The sequence below is a fragment of the Mesorhizobium sp. B2-6-2 genome, from assembly GCF_006440615.1.
GTDB lineage: Bacteria > Pseudomonadota > Alphaproteobacteria > Rhizobiales > Rhizobiaceae > Mesorhizobium.
The window spans coordinates 539,577-556,978 of sequence record NZ_VFUG01000001.1 but is presented as its reverse complement, the minus strand read 5'-3'; the positions used below and the strand labels follow the sequence as shown (position 1 = coordinate 556,978).

The window sequence follows — 17,402 nt, the reverse complement described above, 5'->3', positions numbered from 1 at the left end:
TCCCGTGCCGCCCTTGGCACGGGACGCAGTTCAGATAAATTCCACAGTCGAGACTTACCCGTGACCGAAGCAGGACTTACCATGCTCGATCGGACTGCGGACAACGTTGCCCGGGCAACACCGGAACCGTTGGCCAAGAAGATCCGGGGCATCAGCGACAAGGGCCTCGCCTGGCTGTTCATCTCGCCGACGATCCTTTTGCTGTTGGCCATCAACATCTTCCCGCTGTTCTGGGCGATCTATCTCTCCTTCACCAATTTCCGCGCCAACCGGCCGAACGAGGTGGTGAAGAATCTGGGACTCGCCAATTACCAGCGCATCCTCGGCGACCAGGACATCTGGATCGCCATGCAGACGACGGCGCATTTCGTGTTCTGGACGATCCTCTTGCAGACCGTCATCGGCTTCACGCTGGCTTGGCTGATCGACCGCAAGTTTCGCGGCCACGCCTTCTGGACCACCATCATCCTGGTGCCGATGATGTTGTCGCCGGCCGTGGTTGGCAATTTCTGGCGCTTCCTCTACGAGCCGCAGATCGGGCTGTTTTCCTATGTCGTCTCCTTCGTCACCGGCATTCCGCCGACGAATGTGCAGATGCTGTCCAATGTCGAGCTGGCGCCGTGGGCGATCATCATCGTCGACACCTGGATGTGGACGCCTTACGTGATGCTGATCTGCCTCGCCGGCCTGCGCTCCATTCCCGAATACATCTATGAGGCGGCCGAGGTCGACCGCGCCTCCAACTGGCGGCAGTTTTGGTCGATCACGCTGCCGATGGCGCTGCCGTTCATCATGCTGGCGGTGCTGTTCCGCGGCATCGAGAATTTCAAGATGTTCGACATGGTCAACCTGCTCACCGGCGGCGGACCCGGCTCGACCACGGAAGTCGCCTCGATCACGCTGAAGCGGCAGGCTTTCGAAAGCTGGCGCACCGGCTATTCCTCGGCCTTCGCCATCATCCTGTTCGTTGCGGTGTTCGGGCTGGCCAACATCTACGTCAAGGCGCTCAACAAGGTGAAGCAGAGATGAGCCTGACCACCGCCCATTCCGTCGTAGCGCCCTCGTCCAACGCGAAGCTGATCGCCGGCACGATCATCATAGCCTATGCGCTGATCTCCATCGTGCCGCTCTTGTGGATCTTCGCCACCAGCTTCAAGACGCCGCCGGATTCGATCGCCTATCCGCCGAAGATCATCTTCCAGCCGAGCATCGAGGGCTATTGCAACCTGTTCACGACCCGCACAAGGCAGACGCCGGACTATATCAAGTCGCTCGGACCGGCGACCGGCTTCTGCGACGAGACCGTGCGCAAGCGCAACATGGTGATCGCCGGGCCGTCGAACTTCCTGCCGCGCTTCGTCAATTCGCTGATCATCGCCTTCGGCTCGACCTTCTGCGCCGTGTTCCTCGGCACGCTCTCGGCCTATGGCTTCTCGCGCTTCAAGGTGCCTCTGGCCGACGACCTTTTGTTCTTCATCCTGTCGACGCGCTTCATGCCGCCGATCGCGGTGGCGATCCCGATCTATCTGATGTACCGCGAGCTCGGCCTCTCCGACACCGCGCTCGGCATGATCCTGCTCTACACCGCGGTCAACGTCTCGCTGGCTGTGTGGCTCTTGAAGGGCTTTATCGACGAGATCCCGCGCGAATATGAAGAGGCCGCGATGATCGACGGCTACACCAGGCTGCAGGCCTTCTGGCGCACCGTGCTGCCGCAGGCGACGACCGGCATCGCCGCGACCGCCATTTTCTGCCTGATCTTTGCCTGGAACGAATATGCGTTCGCAGCGCTGCTCACTTCCGGCACCGCGCAGACCGCGCCGCCCTTCATCCCGACCATCATCGGCGAGGGCGGCCAGGACTGGCCGGCAGTGGCGGCGGGCACGACCATCTTCCTGGTGCCGATCCTCGTCTTCACCATCCTGCTGCGCAAGCAACTTTTGCGCGGCATCACCTTCGGCGCGGTGCGCAAATGATGAATAGTCGGCAAATATCGAACCAGCGCCGCGGAAGCGCCCCTTCTCCCCGTTCACGGGGAGAAGATGCCGGCAGGCAGATGAGGGGCAGCGCCGACATAAGCCTTAATCAGGAGCGTTTGCGCCGCCCCTCATCCGGCCCTTCGGGCCACCTTCTCCCCGTGAACGGGGAGAAGGAAGGGGGTGCAGCATGAACCGCTCTGTTGCCACCAAGCGCTCCTCTTGGCCGCGCTGGGCAAGGCGTGGCCTGATGGAAAACATTGCGACCGCGATCATCGCGATCGGCTTCCTGATGCTGTTCCAGCCTTTCGCGCTTTCGCTCTACACCTATTCCTTCGTCACCATGCTCACCGGCACGGTGATGTTCATCATCGTCTCGAAATTCCCGGAATAACGATGGCCGAGATCCGTGTTCAGAATCTGAGGAAGGCCTTCGGCGCATTCGTCGCCGTGCAGGATTCCAATTTCGTCGTCGAGGACGGCGAGTTCTTCGTCATGCTCGGCCCGTCCGGCTGCGGCAAGACGACGACGCTGCGCATGATCGCCGGTCTCGAGCTGCCGACCGGCGGCAAGATCCTGCTTGGCGGCGAGGACGTTACCATGCGCCGGGCGCGCGAGCGCGACATCGCCTTCGTCTTCCAGCTCTTCGCGCTCTACCCGCACATGAATGTGCGCAAAAATATCGGCTTCCCGCTGCTGGCGCAGGGCATGCCCTCGGCCGAAATCCGAAGCCGTGTCGAGGAGACAGCAAAGCTGCTGCGCATCGACCATCTGCTCGACAAGTCCGTTTCCGGCCTTGCTGGCGGCGACCGGCAGCGCGTCGCGCTCGGCCGCGCCATCGTGCGGCGGCCGAAATGTTTTCTCATGGACGAGCCGCTTGGGACCCTCGACACCGAATTCCGCGATTTGATGGTGCATGAGCTGCGCGAGTTGCACAACCGCATTCATGCCACGACGGTCTATGTCACGCACGATCAGATGGAAGCGATGTCGATGGCCGACAAGATAGCGGTGATGAACCATGGCATCATCGAGCAGTTCGGCAGCCCGCGCGAGATCTACGACCGGCCGGCAACCATGTTCGTCGCCGATTTCATCGGCTCGCCGCCGATGAATTTCCTGAAATTCGGCGGCGGGCTCGCCAGGGGCGCGAAGGAGATCGTCGTGCAGGGCGCAAAGGTGGCGGTGCCGGAAGTCCGCGAGGACGTCGCGCCCGCCGACATGGCGCTTGGCATCCGGCCCGAGCATATCCGCTTTGACGACGGCTCGAAGCTGCGCGGCGCGATCTACGGAACCGAATATCTCGGCACCACGCAGATCGTTGCGGTCGAGACGGCCGACGGCATCATCAAGGCGCGCGTGTCTGCCGGCATCCATCTCAGCCCCGGCGAGCAGGTCGGGCTGGCGCTGAACGGCGCGCGGCTGTCGCTGTTCGAGAAGGGGTCCGGTCGCGCGGTCAGGACCGTCATGCATGATCAGGCAGCGGAGGCGCGCCATGGCTGACGTTCACATCCAGAGCGTGACCAAGAGCTTTGGCGACACCGTTGCGATCGACGATCTCGACCTCGCGATCAAGGACGGCGAATTCGTCGTGCTGCTCGGGCCGACCGGCGCCGGCAAGACGACAACGCTGCGGCTGATCGCCGGGCTGGAACGGCCGGACAGCGGCACGATCCACATCGGCGGCCATGACGCGACGGCGCTGTCGCCGGCCGAACGCGACACCGCCTTCGTCTTCCAGCAATATTCGCTCTATCCGCATCTTTCGGTGTTCGACAACCTTGCCTTCCCGCTGCGCTCGCCAGCGCGGCGGTTTCCGGAGGAGACTGTGCGGCGGCGCGTCGAGGAAGTCGCGCGCATGGTGCGCATCGATCACAAGCTCGACAACCGCTCGACGAAACTGTCCGGCGGCGAGATGCAGCGCGTCGCCATCGGCCGCGCCCTGGTGAGGAAGCCCGCGATCTACCTGATGGACGAGCCGCTGTCCTCGCTCGACGCCAAGCTGCGCGCCGATCTCAGGCTCGAGCTCAAGCGCATCCAGTCCGAGCTCGGCGCCACCATGCTCTATGTCACGCACGACCAGATCGAGGCGATGACCATGGCCGACCGCATCGGCATCCTCGCCGACGGCATGCTTGTGCAGATCGGCACGCCGCGCGCGATCTATTCTGAGCCGGCTAATCTTCATGTCGCGGCGCGCCTCGGCCAGCCGGCGATCAACCTCCTGCCGGCCGGGCTGCTGCCTGTCGGCGGCGCGCCGACCGGAACGACGACGATCGGCGCCCGAACCGAGCATCTCGCGATCGAGAAGGCGACGAACGGCCATGCCGACGGCGTCGTCGACTGGGTCGAGCATCTCGGCGACCAGAACCACCTTCATGTGACGGTGGGGCCGAAAAAGCTGGTGACGCTCACCGATCCCGATACGCCGCTCGCAAAGGGGGACAGAGTGACGATCCGCTACATGGCGCCGCTCTATTTCGGCTCGGACGGGCAAAGATTGATGTAGCCGGCTCGCGCATAAATTTGCAAACCGATTGACGACCGCAGATACGGACTGGACGAAATTCATGAAGCACTTTTTCAACCGCAAGGACACGATCGTCACCGAGGCGCTGGACGGCTTCCTCGCCACGGTGGGATCGGGGGCGCTGGCCCGCCTCGACGGCTATCCAGAGATCAAGGTCGTGCTGCGCGCCGACTGGGACAAGACGAAGGTGACGATCGTTTCCGGCGGCGGCGCGGGGCATGAACCGTCGCATGCCGGCTTCGTCGGCGCCGGCATGCTGACGGCGGCCGTCTCCGGCGAGATCTTCGCTTCGCCGAGCGTCGAGGCGGTGCTGGCGGCGATCCGCGCGACGACCGGCCCCGCCGGCTGCCTGCTGATCGTCAAGAACTACACCGGCGACCGGCTCAATTTCGGCCTGGCCGCCGAGAAGGCGCGCGCCGAGGGCCTTGCGGTCGAGATGGTGATCGTCGGCGACGACATCGCGCTGCCCGACATTGCGCAGCCGCGCGGCGTTGCCGGCACGCTGTTCGTGCACAAGATCGCCGGTCATCTGTCCGAAGCCGGCCGCGATCTGGCGTCGGTCGCTGCCGCGGCGCGGGCAGCGGCAACCGATATCGTCTCGCTCGGCATCTCGCTTTCCTCCTGCTCGATCCCCGGACAGGCGCATGAGGAACGCTTCGGCGCGGATGATGGCGAGCTCGGCCTCGGCATCCATGGCGAGCCGGGCGTCGAGCGCATCGCACTGCAGAGCGCCGGCGCATTCGTCGCTGTCATGGCCGAACGCCTCGCGGCGCGGCTCGATCCCGGCAGCCGCTACGCCTTGCTGATCAACAATCTCGGCTCGGTGCCGCCGCTCGAAATGTCCTTGATCGCCAATGCGGTGCTCGCCTCGCCGCTGGCCAAGGCCGTGGCGCTGACCGTCGGCCCCGGACATTTGATGACGGCGCTCAACATGAACGGCTTCTCGCTGTCGCTGCTCAGGCTCGACGCGGAGCGCGAGGCGGCGCTGCTGGCGCCGGTCGGCCCGCATGCCTGGCTACCGGCAAAGCCGGTTCGTCAGCCGGTCGTTATCGCGATGGCCAGGCCTGGGATAGGCACAGCCATCAAGCCCGCCAGCCGCGATGCGGCCGCCGAGCGGCTGATCAGCGCCGCCTGCCAAAGGCTGATCGCGCTCGAAGAGCCGCTCAACGGGCTCGACGCCAAGGCCGGCGACGGCGACACCGGCTCGACCGTGGCGACGGGGGCGCGCAGCATTCTCGAGCGCATCGAGACGCTGCCGCTCGCCGACAGGGCCGCGACATTTGCCGCAATCGGCGATACATTGGGCACGTCGATGGGCGGCTCCAGCGGCGTGCTGTTGTCGATCTTCTTCACCGCCGCGTCGCAATCGCTCGGCACCGGCGCGTCGCTCGGCAAGGCGTTGCTTGCCGGCCTCGACCGGATGACCTTCTATGGCGGCGCCAGGATCGGCGACCGCACCATGGTCGATGCACTGGAGCCGGCGCTGAAAGCCTTGGACGCAAGCGGGCTGGAAGCAGCGGCAGAAGCAGCGCGACAAGGCGCCGAGACAACCGCCGCGATGCGGAAGGCGAAGGCCGGCCGTTCCGCCTATATCGGCAGGCAGCTCGACACAGCGGATCCCGGCGCCTTCGCGGTCGCCGAGGTTTTCGCCGCCGTGACGGCGCTGTTCGCCCCGGCATGAAGGACAGGAAATGGCCGCAGCAGATTTCTCCCGATTGATCGCGGCGGCGGCCGATACGATCGCGGCGCATGCCGAGGAGTTGACCGCGCTCGATCAGGCGATCGGCGACGGCGACCACGGGCTGAACATGAAGCGCGGCTTCGAGGCGGTGCGCGCCGAGGCCGACGCCTTTTCAGCGAAGCCGCTGCCCGAGGCGCTGAAGGCTGTCGGCACCAAACTGGTGATGACCGTCGGCGGCGCGTCCGGCCCGTTGTTCGGCACGCTGTTCATGGCGCTCGGCAAGGAATTGCCGGCAGCACCCGATCGAAGCGGCTTGGCCGCGGCACTGGGCAAGGCGATCGAGGCGGTCGCGGCGCGGGGTAAATCTCAAGTTGGCCAAAAAACCATGCTCGATGTGCTGGCGCCGGTGTATGAGGCATTGGCGCAAGGCAAGTCGGCAAGCGAAATCGCCGACGCAGCCGACAAGGCCGCGGAGGCCACGGTGCCGATGAAGGCCCTGCGCGGGCGCGCCTCCTTTCTGGGAGAACGCTCGATCGGGCATATGGACGCCGGAGCGCGCTCGACCGCGCTGCTGGTGCGCGCAGTCGCCGAAACTGTCGAGGGCATTTGATGAGCAATGTCGGTATCGTCATCGTCTCGCATTCGCCCCTGGTCGCCGAGGGCACGGCCGATATGGTGCGCCAGATGGTGGGCGACGAAGTGCCGCTTGCATGGTGCGGCGGAAACGGCCATGGCGGCCTCGGCACCAGCGTCGAGGCGATCATGGACGCGATCGACAAGGCCTGGTCGGAAGCGGGTGTCGCCATACTGGTCGATCTCGGCGGCGCCGAGACCAACTCGGAGATGGCGGTCGAAATGATCGGCGAGCCGCGCTCCCACAGAATAGTCGTCTGCAACGCGCCGATCGTCGAGGGCGCGGTGATGGCGGCAACCGAATCCTCCGGCGGCGCCTCGCTCAAGGAAGTGGTGGCGACGGCGCATGAATTGTCGCCGTCGTGAACGAACGGGAACCGACTGAATGTCCGCATCCGCCGAAGCAACGGTCCTGATCACCCACGCGGTGGGGCTGCATGCGCGCCCTTCGGTGAAGTTCACCAAGCTCGCCAAATCGTTCGCGGCCGAGGTGGAGGTGGCGGTGGCGGCCAACGGCCCCTGGTTCGACGCCAAGAGCATCGTCAAGGTGATGGCGGCCAAGGCGCCGAAAGGGACCATGCTGCATATCCGCGCCAAGGGCGACGGCGCGGCCCAGGCGGTGAAGGCGCTGGTCGATCTGGTGCAGCGTGACTTCGACGAGGACGCGGATCATGCCCGGTCCGCTTGAGGCCGATCTGAATGTCGCCAGGCCCGCAAGGAATGCGAGCCATGCGGGTTGAGGGTATCCCCGCCTCTCCCGGCTACGCCGAAGGCCCGCTGTTCGATCTCGACCAGCCTCCGGCCAGCTACAAGGCCAAGGGGGGCGCCGAGGAAGAACAAGCCGCATTGGTGAGCGCAATCGGCAAGGCCGTCGGCCGGCTGGCGGCGTTGGTCGAAACCGCCAATGGCGACGCCGCCGGCATTCTCGAATTCCACATCGCCATGCTGGAGGACGACGCGCTGAGCGGTCCGGCCTTGTCGGCGATCGGTTCCGGACAGCCGGCGGACGCCGCCTGGCGCGCGGCGCTGGACAGCGAGATCGCCGGCTATGAAACGTCGGACCAGGACTATTTCCGTGCCCGCGCCGCGGATTTGCGCGACATCCGCGACCAGGTGCTGCGGGCGTTGAGCGAGGACAGCGAGGCCGCGACACCGCCGGGCGCGATCCTTTATGGCGACGACATCGCGCCGACGCGCTTCCTCGAAACCGATTGGAGCAAGGGCGGCGGCATCGCGCTCAGGCGCGGCAGCACCGCCAGCCATGTCGCTATGCTGGCGCGCTCGCGCGGCGTGCCGATGGTTGTCGGTCTCGGCGATGAGGGTGAAACGCGCACCGGTGTCGCGCTGCTCGATGCCGAACGCGGCGCGATCGTCTTTTCGCCCTCGCCCGCCGAGATCGAAGCCTTCCGGCAGTCCGCCTCCACCTTCGCCGACCGCCAGGGCGCTGCGCGGACATTCCTGACGGAGCCGGCGGTGACCAAGGCCGGCACCGCCGTGCGCGTCCAGGTCAACATCGCCTACCCTTCCGATGTCGACGGCATCGAGATCGAAAGCTGCGACGGCGTCGGCCTGATGCGCACGGAGTTCCTGTTCGGTAAGACAGTGCCGGATGAGGAGACGCAATACCGTGCGTATCGCAATGTGCTGGAATGGGCAGGCGACAAGCCGGTGACCATCCGCACCGTCGATGCCGGCGGCGACAAGCCAGTGCCGGGTTTCACCGTCGAGGAAACCAACCCGTTTCTCGGTCTGCGCGGCATAAGGCTTTCGCTTAAGCGGCGCGACATTTTTCGCGTGCAGATACGGGCATTGCTGCGCGCCGCCATCCACGGCAATCTGAAGGTGATGTTCCCGATGATCGCCACGCCCGAGGAGTACAGCCAAGCCGCCGCGCTGTTCGCGGAAGAACAAGCCGCGCTTGCCGCGCAGGGCGTCGCGCACAGGCTTCCGCCGCTCGGCATCATGGTCGAGGTGCCGTCCGTCGCGCTGGCGCCGGAAGCCTTCGCCGATGTCGCCTTCTTCTCGATCGGCTCCAACGACCTGACGCAATACGTGATGGCGGCCGCGCGGGACAACGCGGCGGTCGCGCATCTCAACTCCGTCCGCAACCCGGCGGTGCTGCGGCTGATCGCTGCGGTCACCGCCTTCGGACGTGAGAAAGGTATTCCGGTCAGCCTATGCGGCGACGCAGGCGGCGATCCCGCAGCCATCCCGGCCCTGCTCGCGGCGGGCTTGCGCGACCTGTCGGTCGCCCCTGCGCAACTCGCCATGGCCAAGGCGGCCATCGCAGACGTTGCAGTGTAGACGCGGCATGGCCAGGACCGAGAAGATATCGGAAACAGGCTCGGAAGAGGCGATCCGCGCCTATAAGACGATCCTGTCGCAGGTGATCGACCAGCGTCCGTCGGGTATGCGCCAGCGCCTTGCCGATGCGCTCGGCAAGCACCGCAGCTTCGTCACACAGATCTCCAGCCCGGCCTATTCGATCCCGATCCCGTCAAGGCACCTGCCGGCCATCTTTTCCGTCTGCCACTTCAGCCAGGCCGAGCGCGACCAGTTCATGGCCGCCTATCACCAGGCGCATCCCGGCAAGGCGCCCGCAGCCTCGGGGCCCCGCAAGACGCGCCACGTCTCGCTCATCGTGCCGGATTTCGGCGACGACAGGCAGAACGCCGCGCTCGACCGTGCGATCAACGAATTCATCCAGAAAATAACCAGCATCGCCGGCAAGGGCAGCGGCTGAGCAAGAGCAATTCCAGGAAAGTGTCCAGCGGTTTTCCGTTCGGAATTGCGTAAACTAAGACGTCGGGAGGACTGCCATGAAGAAATTCATCAATTCAGTGGACACGGTCCTGACCGAGAGCCTCGATGGCTTCGCCGCCGCCCATGCCGATATCCTTGTGCTTGGCGACGAGCACAAATTCATCCGCCGCAGGGCGCTGAAGCCGGGCAAGGTGGCGCTGATCTCGGGCGGCGGCTCCGGCCACGAGCCACTGCATGGCGGTTTTGTCGGCCACGGCATGCTGGACGCCGCCTGCCCCGGCCAGGTCTTCACTTCGCCCACGCCCGACCAGATGTTGGCGGCCGTCCGGGACGTCGATACCGGCGCAGGCTGCCTGTTCATCGTCAAGAACTACGAAGGCGATGTGATGAATTTCGACATGGCGACCGAGATGGCGGACGGCGTGCTGCAGGTGGTGACCAATGACGACGTCGCGGTCGAGAACTCATCCTACACGACCGGACGGCGCGGGGTGGCCGGCACGCTGGTGGTGGAAAAGCTCGTCGGCGCGGCAGCCGAGCAAGGCATGCCGCTGCCCGCGCTCAAGGCGCTGGGCGACCGCGTCAACGCTGCGACGCGCTCGATGGGCGTGGCGCTGACCAGCGGCACTGTGCCCGCCGCCGGCAAGCCGACCTTCGAGATCGGCGACGGCGAGATGGAATTCGGCGTCGGCATCCATGGCGAGCCCGGCCGGCGGCGCGACGCGCTGAAGAGCGCCGACGCGATCGCCGAGGAGGTCTGTGCGGCGATTGCCGGCGACCTCGGCGATCGCGCCAAAGGGCCGGCGCTGCTGTTCGTCAACGGCTTCGGCGGCACGCCGTCCATGGAGCTTTATCTGATGTACAACAGCGCCCGCAGGGTGTTCGAGAAAAAGGGCGTGACGGTGGTTCGCTCGCTCGTCGGGTCCTATGTGACGTCGCTCGACATGGCGGGATGCTCGATCACGCTGACCATGCTGGACGACGAAACGTCGGCATTTTGGGACGCGCCGGTACACACGGCGGCGCTGCGCTGGGGGATGTAGCCGGCTTTAGCCAAAACCGACCCCGAACGCCTCAAAACGGCGTTGACGCCCCGGCCACCACGCTGGACAGTTTTCCAGCCTTGCGCAGCAAAGGCGCCGCATATTTCTTCTTTGTCATTTCCAACACCCTCCAGATCGAATTCAGACAATGGAGGATCCGCGCGGAAAGTCAAACTTGCAAGCTGGCTCTGCCGCCGCGCACTGGTTTCCAGCGTGATTTTCTGCAAGCATGGGCTTGTTCCTATCATTCGAACGCCGTCCGGGTTGATGCTGCCTTCTCTTGCGCCTGCCGATGAAAAGCTGCTGCTGACCTTTGCCGACCCCGAGGCGCCGCCTGCTGTCGGCCGGGATGTTGCGGCCGCAACTCTGCTGGCGCTGCTCGTCAACGCCGAGTTCCACGGTGTGCTGCCGATCATGCTGCGCAAACTCCGGCAAATCGGCGACGCTCAACTGCCGCAAGACGCAGCCTTGCAGCGGAAATTGTCGGAGTTGCGCGACGAGGCGACGATGGCGACCGGCCAATCGATGCTGTTGCAGTACCACGGCGACCTCATCATGAAGGCGCTGGCGACAAAAGGCGTGCCGGCCCGGATCGTCAAGGGACCGGTGTTCGCGCGCAAGCTCTATAGCCAAGTTGCGGACCGTCCCTTCACCGACATCGACATTCTCGTCGACCCCGCCAGCATCGATGAGGCCAACAAGACCATCGGCGAATGCGGCTTCGAGCTCGGCAGCGACGAGGCCGAGTCGCACGAGCTGCAGGAATTCAAATGGCTGGAGAAAGAGAACTCCAGCCTGCTGATCGAATTGCATGGCAATCTGGTGCACGACACCGGCATGCGCAGACGCCTGTCGCTTGGCTTTCGCGAGTTGCAGGCGATCGACGGCGGCGAAACCGACACACCGGCCGCGCTGCTCACCATCGCCATCGTCCATGCCGCCGGCGGCCACAAGTTCCACCGCCTGCAGCTCTGCGTCGACGTGCTGCAAGGCGTGCGGGCGCTGAAATCGTCTCAAGAGGAAGCGCGGCTGCTCGATGCCGCCCGCATGACCGGCATCGAGCTCGAGCTGGCCACGGTCCTCAACGTCACCGGACGTCTGTTCGGCGCGCCGCGCGCGATCGAGCTTGCCGACCGCATCAAGCCGGACCTCTCGATACGGTTGGCGAAATGGCTGATCACCGGCAACATGCTGCTTCGGGTCAATTCGCGCGAAAAGCTGCGCTCGCGCCTCAGCCGTGATGCCTTCCGCTGGGTGCAGAGGCTGGCGCGGCCGCGACCGTATCCAGTCTGAGCTCGGGAGCCTCGCTAAATATCCACCGCGGCGCGGATCAGCGCCGCCGCCTCGACCGGATTTGCCCCGACTTCCAGCGTGAAGGTCGGCACCGCCTTCACCAGCGTCGCGATCGTCGCCATGCGCCTTTTCTGCAGCGACAGCAGGCCGGTCATGCCGGTCCTTACATTGTCGGTGGCCAAAGCCACCATGGCGTCTGTCCTGGCCATCGGCAGCAGCCGGGTCTCGGTGTCTGCCGAGCGTGCAAGGTGCAGGAGCGCCGCGACGGGCCTGGCGCGCACATCCTCGACACGGATGATTTCGCCAAGGCGGTCCAGCGAAACGGATTGCTCGCCCTCGGCGTCCCACTTCTCGTCCAGCCAGGGCGCGACGAAGGGCAGCATCGCCGCCGTGTTGCGGTGGACCTTCACCTTGCGCGGCATGCCCCAGGCCGTGATGCCCTGCGCGCTTGCTTTGAGGATCATCACGTCGTCCGAGCAGAGGCCGAAGCCCCGCGAGGCAAGCGCGAGCGATGTGGTGGACTTGCCCGTGCCGCTTGGCGCATGAATGAGAACCAGGCCGTCCTTTCCAGGCAAGGTGAGACCCGCGGTGTGCAGCATATGCTGGCCGTCCGCATCGAGTGCTGCATCCAGCACCATCATCAGCGGGGTCCACTTGATCTTGCTGTCGGGATGAAGACGGATTTCGGCCCGGCCCTCGCCGTCGTGGATCGACAGCGTCTGCTGGCCCGGAAAAACGAGATGGAAGACGCCTCCGGCGTCGATCATGCGGCAATGGCCGTCCAGCGGCACGTCGCCGTCGAAAGCCAGCTTTCCTTCGGGGTTCTCGTGCAACTCAAGCGTTTCGACGATGTCGACGCGAAAACCGGGCTGGACAGGCTCGTTCACACGCAGGGCGCCGAGCATCAGGTCGAAGCTCGGCCAAAGATCGGCACGCGCGGCAGTGATGCCTATGACCTGGCCGTTGAGATCATAGCGGAAGGTCTGGTCGCTCAAGCGGCTGGCGCCTTCATGCTGGCCGGGTGGCGGTAGATCTCCACCATGCCGGGCTGGCTGTCGCTGATCACCGGCGTGCCGTCGAGGCAGACCCAGCAATGCGCCGACAGGCGAGGCTCGTGCATCGACCTGGCGTCGACGCCGAAACGCAGCTCTGGATTAAGACCGGCCATGCGCAGAAAGCGGAAGCCGAGCAGACCTTCGCGAAGGCATCTGCGGTCGCGCATCAGCCAGGGGCGTCGCACCGTCCGCTTGACGCGATGGACGATGTAGGTCCAGTGCAAGTCGCGATAGGGTGCGGGCGACTGCAGCGGCGCCAGTTTCAACACGCTTTCGAAATCGCGCCGGCCGACCAGCACCGGCATCAGCCGGGCGCTGAGCCACAAATGGACGCGGAACAAGGCGCGCAGGACCGGTCCGTCGGCCATCACGCGTCCGGGTCAGCGAGGATGCCTTCAGCCACCAGTTCGGCGGCCAATTCGGCCATATCCTGATCGAGCGTTGCCTTGTCGACCTCGAATTCCTCCGACAGCAGATCGACGATCTGGTCGAGCTTGCGCGCGCCGTTCACCTTGTCGAGAAAAGCCTCGGTCGTGTCGTTGCAGGTGTAAAGCTGGCCGCTGCGCGCCAAAAGCACGACCGCTCCATCGCCGACATGCTGCACGGACGCATCGTCCGCCATGCGCAGCACCGTTTCAGAGCCGATTTCAGCCATCCGCCCGCTCCCTTCGCTCAAGAGCAATTAGCGCGGCGCCGCGAGGCTGTCCATCGCCATGCATGGCGAAGGGGGACGACCGGCGCCGCAGGCCTGCCCTTCGCGGGGGGGAATATTAGCGAAGTCTTGCCTTGCTTCCCCTAAGTAAGCTATGAGTCCGCCGGGCTTTGGGGAGTGATCTGTATGCGTTACAATTGGGAACGGGCTCCGACGGCGTTCGAGCGCCATCGGAAGGCGCTTGCGGCGGCCATCCTGATCGCCGGCGGCGTCGGGCTGATGCTGGCGGCGCTGCCGCTTTAAGCCGGCTGATATCTCGGACCGCGACAGCGACGCCTCCACCGAAGGCGCCGAACAGAGACGTTTGCCGGCGATGTCGACCAAAATGCAGGAAGACATGGCCGCCATGCGCGGCTTAGTCTATGGCAGGGCGGCAGAACGTTTCTTGGGAGGAAGGCGGATGGCCTCACGCTATCACGAAGTCTATGAGGGCTGGAAAAGCGATCCCATAGGGTTCTGGGCCGAGGCGGCGAAGGCGATCGACTGGTATAGGCCGGCCGAAAAGGTCTTCGATCCGGAAGCCGGCGTCTATGGACGCTGGTTCACCGGCGCCACGTGCAACACCTGCCATAACGCTCTCGACCGCCATGTCGCGGGCGGCCGCGCCGACCAGCTGGCGCTGATCCATGACAGCGCGATCACCGGCACGATCCGGACATTCACCTATGCCGAATTGAAGCGCGAGGTCGTCGCGCTGGCCTCGGTACTGAGGCATCGCGGCATCGGCAAGGGCGACCGCGTCATCATCTACATGCCGATGGTGGCGGAAGCCGCTATCGCCATGCTTGCCTGCGCGAGGCTAGGCGCCGTGCACTCGGTGGTGTTCGGCGGCTTCGCCTCGCACGAGCTCGCCACCCGCATCGACGACGCCAAGCCGAAGCTGATCATCACCGCCTCCTGCGGCCTGGAGCCAGGCCGCGTCGTCGCCTACAAGCCGCTGCTCGACAAGGCGATCGAGATGTCGAAGCACAAGCCTGACGCCTGCCTCATCCTGCAGCGCGAGCAGCTGCGCTGCGAGATGAAGGACAATTACGACTTCGACTATGCCGATGCGGTTGCGCGCGAACGCGCCGCCGGCGCCAATGTCGATTGCGTGCCGGTTTTAGCCACCGACCCGCTCTACATCATCTACACCTCCGGCACGACCGGCCAGCCGAAAGGCATCGTGCGCGACAATGGCGGCCACATGGTCGCGCTGAAATGGACCATGGACAACGAGTTCGGCGTCAAGCCGGGTGAAGTGTTCTGGGCGGCTTCCGATGTCGGCTGGGTGGTCGGCCATTCCTATATCGTGTACGGGCCGCTTTTGCATGGCTGCGCCAGCGTGTTGTTCGAAGGCAAGCCGATCGGCACGCCGGACGCCGGCACCTACTGGCGGGTGATCTCGCAGCACGGCGTGGTGGCGCTGTTCACCGCGCCGACCGCCTTCCGCGCCATCAAGGGGCAGGATCCCAGGGGCGAGTTCGTGCCGAAATACAACCTGTCGAAGTTCCGCACGCTGTTCCTTGCCGGCGAGCGCGCCGACCCCGAAACGATAAAATGGGCGGAGCAGAAGCTCGACCGTCCCGTCATCGACCATTGGTGGCAGACCGAGACCGGCTCGCCGATGACGATCAATCCGGCGGGGCTCGGGCTTTTGCCGGTGAAATACGGCTCGCCCGGCGTGCCGATGCCGGGCTACGACATCCGCATCCTCGACGATGCCGGCCACGAGGTGGCGCGCGGCACGCTCGGCAATGTCGTGGTCAAGCTGCCGCTGCCCGCCGGCTGCCTGCCGACGCTGTGGAACGCCGACGCCCGTTTCCGCCAGGCTTACCTCGAGGAGTTCCCCGGCTACTACAAGACGGCCGACGCCGGCATGATGGACGAGGACGGCTACCTCTATGTGATGGCCCGCACCGACGACATCATCAACGTCGCCGGCCACCGGCTCTCGACCGGCGCCATGGAAGAGGTGCTGGCGGCCCATCCCGATGTCGCCGAATGCGCGGTCATCGGCATTGCCGATGCCATGAAGGGCCAGGTGCCGCTCGGCTTCGTGGTGCTCAATGCCGGCGTGTCGCGCGATAGCGGCGCGATCGAAGGTGAGGTTGTAGGGCTGGTGCGCGAGCGGATCGGCCCGGTTGCCGCGTTCAAGACCGTGGTGACGATCAAGCGGCTGCCCAAGACCCGCTCCGGCAAGATCCTGCGCGGCACGATGCAGAAGATCGCCGACAAGGAAGAATGGACAATGCCGGCGACGATCGACGATCCGGCGATCCTGGACGAGATCACGGCGGCGCTGAAGGGACGCGGCATCGGGGTGTAGTCGCCGGCAGACGACCGCGTTAAGGATCAATTCACCAATTTGTCCCGCACTGCAATCGCTTATTGTGCAACGCAGCAATAAACTTTAAAATTTGCGTGGGGGGCCATACCGAAGGTACGGCATGGCCCAGCACAAGACGACATTCGGCGGCGTCGACATACTGCGATTCCTGGCTGCCGTCATGGTGATGTTCTATCACTATATGGCGGCTGTCGCGCTGATGGCGCTGTCGCTGCGCCTCGACTTTTCCTGGCCCGGCTGGCGGCGGATCGGGATGACAACCTATCCGCTCTATCTCATCCATGATGTCGTCGGCGCGGCGATGCTCGGCGCCCTGATGCGCGCCGGCGTGCCTTATCTGGCCGCTATTGCGACCGAGACCGAGCCGCGCATCCGGCTGCTCTTGGACCACACGCTGTTCCGCTATCGGTTGAAGGCCGCCTGACGACGCGGCTGCCGATCGCGCGCCGGTGTGGAATTGTTTGCATTCGGCATGATATCGAGGCGCAGATCAGTGCAAGTAGCCGAGCCTCAATCCGTGAATCTTTTCCAACGATCGAGACGCCCTCGACCTGCGCCACGCGAGCGCCTCGTCATGGACATGCGCGACATGGTCGTCTACGTGATCGGCGACGTGCACGGCTGCCACGACGAACTGCGCGCGCTGGAGCAAAAGATCCAGATCGATGCGCAGCGCTTCCGCGGTCGCAAGATCATCATCATGCTGGGCGACTATATCGACCGCGGGCCGCAGTCGCGGCGCGTGATCGACCATCTGATGGCGCCGCCGCCGAAGGGCTTCCAGCGCATCTGCCTCGTGGGAAACCATGAAGTCGCGCTGCTCCTCTATCTGGACGGTCATCTCTCGCGTGAAACCTGGCTCGGCTATGGCGGCCGCGAAACCCTGTTCTCCTACGGCGTTGACCCTGACCGGCTGATAAGCCTCTACGGTTCGAGCGAGCAGGCGGATGCGCGCATACGCGAGGCCATTCCGGCCAGCCATGTCGACTTCCTGCGCACGCTGCCGTCGATGGTCTGCTCCGAGCATTTCGTCTTCGTGCATGCCGGAATCCGTCCCGGCGTGGCGCTCGAGGCGCAGGACGAGGGCGATCTGCTCAACATTCGCGAGGAGTTCTTCCAGGCGGCGCACCGTCTCGACCGCTGGGTGGTGCACGGACACACGATCGTGGATATTCCGACACTCGACGGACGCCGGCTCGACATCGACACCGGCGCCTTTCAAACGGGACGACTGACGGCGCTCAGGATCGTCGGCAAATTCGGCCGGCTGCTGTCTTCGAGGGATTAGGACGGTTCACGCTCCTAGAGCCGGATGATTTCAGGTCGAGTCGATCTGAAATCTGAATCCGGCTCTAAATCAAAGAGATAGAGCATGATGTCGTCCGAA

The 17,402-nt window shown here is 64.9% G+C and carries 19 protein-coding genes; 16 read left to right on the top strand and 3 right to left on the bottom strand.

Annotated elements, in window-relative coordinates; all coding sequences use genetic code 11:
• Positions 1–81: 81 nt before the first annotated feature.
• From FJ419_RS02795 to FJ419_RS02735, 13 genes are all read left to right on the top strand, one after another.
• Positions 82–1,029 (top strand): sugar ABC transporter permease, encoded by a 948-nt coding sequence (locus FJ419_RS02795; RefSeq protein WP_095766217.1) that lies wholly within the window; start codon positions 82–84, stop codon positions 1,027–1,029.
• Positions 1,026–1,976: a carbohydrate ABC transporter permease gene (locus FJ419_RS02790; protein ID WP_140687306.1), complete on the top strand. Its 951-nt coding sequence runs from the start codon at positions 1,026–1,028 to the stop codon at positions 1,974–1,976. Before FJ419_RS02795 ends, FJ419_RS02790 begins: the two co-directional genes overlap by 4 nt.
• Before the next feature lie 190 nt (positions 1,977–2,166).
• Complete coding sequence (locus FJ419_RS02785; protein WP_140687304.1) at positions 2,167–2,370, top strand: hypothetical protein; 204 nt, start codon at positions 2,167–2,169, stop codon at positions 2,368–2,370.
• A 2-nt stretch (positions 2,371–2,372) separates the two neighbouring features.
• Positions 2,373–3,479, top strand: coding sequence for an ABC transporter ATP-binding protein (locus FJ419_RS02780; RefSeq protein ID WP_140687302.1), 1,107 nt, complete (start codon positions 2,373–2,375; stop codon positions 3,477–3,479).
• Positions 3,472–4,485, top strand: a complete 1,014-nt coding sequence (locus tag FJ419_RS02775; protein ID WP_140687300.1) for an ABC transporter ATP-binding protein — start codon at positions 3,472–3,474, stop codon at positions 4,483–4,485. Before FJ419_RS02780 ends, FJ419_RS02775 begins: the two co-directional genes overlap by 8 nt.
• Before the next feature lie 61 nt (positions 4,486–4,546).
• On the top strand, positions 4,547–6,187 hold the full coding sequence (locus tag FJ419_RS02770) for a dihydroxyacetone kinase subunit DhaK (protein WP_140687298.1): 1,641 nt from the start codon (positions 4,547–4,549) through the stop codon (positions 6,185–6,187).
• 10 nt (positions 6,188–6,197) lie between these two features.
• A complete protein-coding gene (gene dhaL / locus FJ419_RS02765) occupies positions 6,198–6,797 on the top strand; it encodes a dihydroxyacetone kinase subunit DhaL (protein WP_140628953.1) in 600 nt (199 codons plus the stop codon).
• Positions 6,797–7,186 (top strand): dihydroxyacetone kinase phosphoryl donor subunit DhaM, encoded by a 390-nt coding sequence (gene dhaM, locus FJ419_RS02760; RefSeq protein WP_140650393.1) that lies wholly within the window; start codon positions 6,797–6,799, stop codon positions 7,184–7,186. The genes dhaL and dhaM overlap by 1 nt, the downstream gene beginning before the upstream one ends.
• Before the next feature lie 19 nt (positions 7,187–7,205).
• Positions 7,206–7,508: an HPr family phosphocarrier protein gene (locus tag FJ419_RS02755; RefSeq protein WP_040988690.1), complete on the top strand. Its 303-nt coding sequence runs from the start codon at positions 7,206–7,208 to the stop codon at positions 7,506–7,508.
• A 41-nt stretch (positions 7,509–7,549) separates the two neighbouring features.
• On the top strand, positions 7,550–9,124 hold the full coding sequence (gene ptsP, locus FJ419_RS02750) for a phosphoenolpyruvate--protein phosphotransferase (RefSeq protein WP_181170585.1): 1,575 nt from the start codon (positions 7,550–7,552) through the stop codon (positions 9,122–9,124).
• Between the two features lie 7 nt (positions 9,125–9,131).
• Positions 9,132–9,563: a hypothetical protein gene (locus tag FJ419_RS02745; RefSeq protein ID WP_140544092.1), complete on the top strand. Its 432-nt coding sequence runs from the start codon at positions 9,132–9,134 to the stop codon at positions 9,561–9,563.
• Between the two features lie 76 nt (positions 9,564–9,639).
• Positions 9,640–10,626 carry a dihydroxyacetone kinase subunit DhaK gene (gene dhaK, locus FJ419_RS02740; RefSeq protein WP_140687294.1) on the top strand — a complete coding sequence of 329 codons (987 nt, stop codon included), beginning with the start codon at positions 9,640–9,642 and terminating at the stop codon, positions 10,624–10,626.
• 267 nt (positions 10,627–10,893) lie between these two features.
• Entirely contained in the window at positions 10,894–11,919 is a 1,026-nt protein-coding gene (locus tag FJ419_RS02735) for a nucleotidyltransferase family protein (protein ID WP_140687292.1), read from the top strand.
• Between the two features lie 14 nt (positions 11,920–11,933).
• Here FJ419_RS02735 and FJ419_RS02730 read toward each other — a convergent pair whose 3' ends face one another.
• Genes FJ419_RS02730 through FJ419_RS02720 form a run of 3 tightly spaced genes read right to left on the bottom strand, consistent with a single transcriptional unit; the run spans position 11,934 to position 13,629 of the window.
• Positions 11,934–12,914: a serine kinase gene (locus FJ419_RS02730; RefSeq protein WP_140687290.1), complete on the bottom strand. Its 981-nt coding sequence runs from the start codon at positions 12,912–12,914 to the stop codon at positions 11,934–11,936.
• Positions 12,911–13,342: a lasso peptide biosynthesis B2 protein gene (locus FJ419_RS02725; RefSeq protein ID WP_140687288.1), complete on the bottom strand. Its 432-nt coding sequence runs from the start codon at positions 13,340–13,342 to the stop codon at positions 12,911–12,913. The genes FJ419_RS02730 and FJ419_RS02725 overlap by 4 nt, the downstream gene beginning before the upstream one ends.
• Entirely contained in the window at positions 13,342–13,629 is a 288-nt protein-coding gene (locus tag FJ419_RS02720) for a PqqD family protein (RefSeq protein ID WP_095766141.1), read from the bottom strand. The genes FJ419_RS02725 and FJ419_RS02720 overlap by 1 nt, the downstream gene beginning before the upstream one ends.
• A gap of 457 nt (positions 13,630–14,086) precedes the next feature.
• On the opposite strand from FJ419_RS02720, the gene FJ419_RS02715 reads away from it, so the two are divergent.
• The 3 genes from FJ419_RS02715 to FJ419_RS02705 all read left to right on the top strand — a co-directional run bounded on the left by FJ419_RS02715 (position 14,087) and on the right by FJ419_RS02705 (position 17,303).
• Positions 14,087–15,994, top strand: coding sequence for a propionyl-CoA synthetase (locus FJ419_RS02715; protein WP_140687286.1), 1,908 nt, complete (start codon positions 14,087–14,089; stop codon positions 15,992–15,994).
• Positions 15,995–16,115: 121 nt separating this feature from the next.
• Entirely contained in the window at positions 16,116–16,439 is a 324-nt protein-coding gene (locus FJ419_RS02710) for a hypothetical protein (protein ID WP_246679108.1), read from the top strand.
• Positions 16,440–16,589: 150 nt separating this feature from the next.
• Positions 16,590–17,303, top strand: coding sequence for a metallophosphoesterase (locus FJ419_RS02705; RefSeq protein ID WP_246679107.1), 714 nt, complete (start codon positions 16,590–16,592; stop codon positions 17,301–17,303).
• Positions 17,304–17,402: the final 99 nt, after the last annotated feature.

Excerpts from the sequence above, each read along its gene's own strand:
- FJ419_RS02795 (WP_095766217.1), top strand. The coding sequence starts at position 82 with ATGCTCGATCGGACTGCGGACAACGTTGCCCGGGCAACACCGGAACCG.
- FJ419_RS02790 (WP_140687306.1), top strand. The coding sequence starts at position 1,026 with ATGAGCCTGACCACCGCCCATTCCGTCGTAGCGCCCTCGTCCAACGCG.
- FJ419_RS02785 (WP_140687304.1), top strand. The coding sequence starts at position 2,167 with ATGAACCGCTCTGTTGCCACCAAGCGCTCCTCTTGGCCGCGCTGGGCA.
- FJ419_RS02780 (WP_140687302.1), top strand. The coding sequence starts at position 2,373 with ATGGCCGAGATCCGTGTTCAGAATCTGAGGAAGGCCTTCGGCGCATTC.
- FJ419_RS02775 (WP_140687300.1), top strand. The coding sequence starts at position 3,472 with ATGGCTGACGTTCACATCCAGAGCGTGACCAAGAGCTTTGGCGACACC.
- FJ419_RS02770 (WP_140687298.1), top strand. The coding sequence starts at position 4,547 with ATGAAGCACTTTTTCAACCGCAAGGACACGATCGTCACCGAGGCGCTG.
- dhaL (WP_140628953.1), top strand. The coding sequence starts at position 6,198 with ATGGCCGCAGCAGATTTCTCCCGATTGATCGCGGCGGCGGCCGATACG.
- dhaM (WP_140650393.1), top strand. The coding sequence starts at position 6,797 with ATGAGCAATGTCGGTATCGTCATCGTCTCGCATTCGCCCCTGGTCGCC.
- FJ419_RS02755 (WP_040988690.1), top strand. The coding sequence starts at position 7,206 with ATGTCCGCATCCGCCGAAGCAACGGTCCTGATCACCCACGCGGTGGGG.
- ptsP (WP_181170585.1), top strand. The coding sequence starts at position 7,550 with ATGCGGGTTGAGGGTATCCCCGCCTCTCCCGGCTACGCCGAAGGCCCG.
- FJ419_RS02745 (WP_140544092.1), top strand. The coding sequence starts at position 9,132 with ATGGCCAGGACCGAGAAGATATCGGAAACAGGCTCGGAAGAGGCGATC.
- dhaK (WP_140687294.1), top strand. The coding sequence starts at position 9,640 with ATGAAGAAATTCATCAATTCAGTGGACACGGTCCTGACCGAGAGCCTC.
- FJ419_RS02735 (WP_140687292.1), top strand. The coding sequence starts at position 10,894 with ATGCTGCCTTCTCTTGCGCCTGCCGATGAAAAGCTGCTGCTGACCTTT.
- FJ419_RS02725 (WP_140687288.1), bottom strand. The coding sequence starts at position 13,342 with ATGGCCGACGGACCGGTCCTGCGCGCCTTGTTCCGCGTCCATTTGTGG.
- FJ419_RS02720 (WP_095766141.1), bottom strand. The coding sequence starts at position 13,629 with ATGGCTGAAATCGGCTCTGAAACGGTGCTGCGCATGGCGGACGATGCG.
- FJ419_RS02715 (WP_140687286.1), top strand. The coding sequence starts at position 14,087 with ATGGCCTCACGCTATCACGAAGTCTATGAGGGCTGGAAAAGCGATCCC.
- FJ419_RS02710 (WP_246679108.1), top strand. The coding sequence starts at position 16,116 with ATGGCCCAGCACAAGACGACATTCGGCGGCGTCGACATACTGCGATTC.
- FJ419_RS02705 (WP_246679107.1), top strand. The coding sequence starts at position 16,590 with ATGGACATGCGCGACATGGTCGTCTACGTGATCGGCGACGTGCACGGC.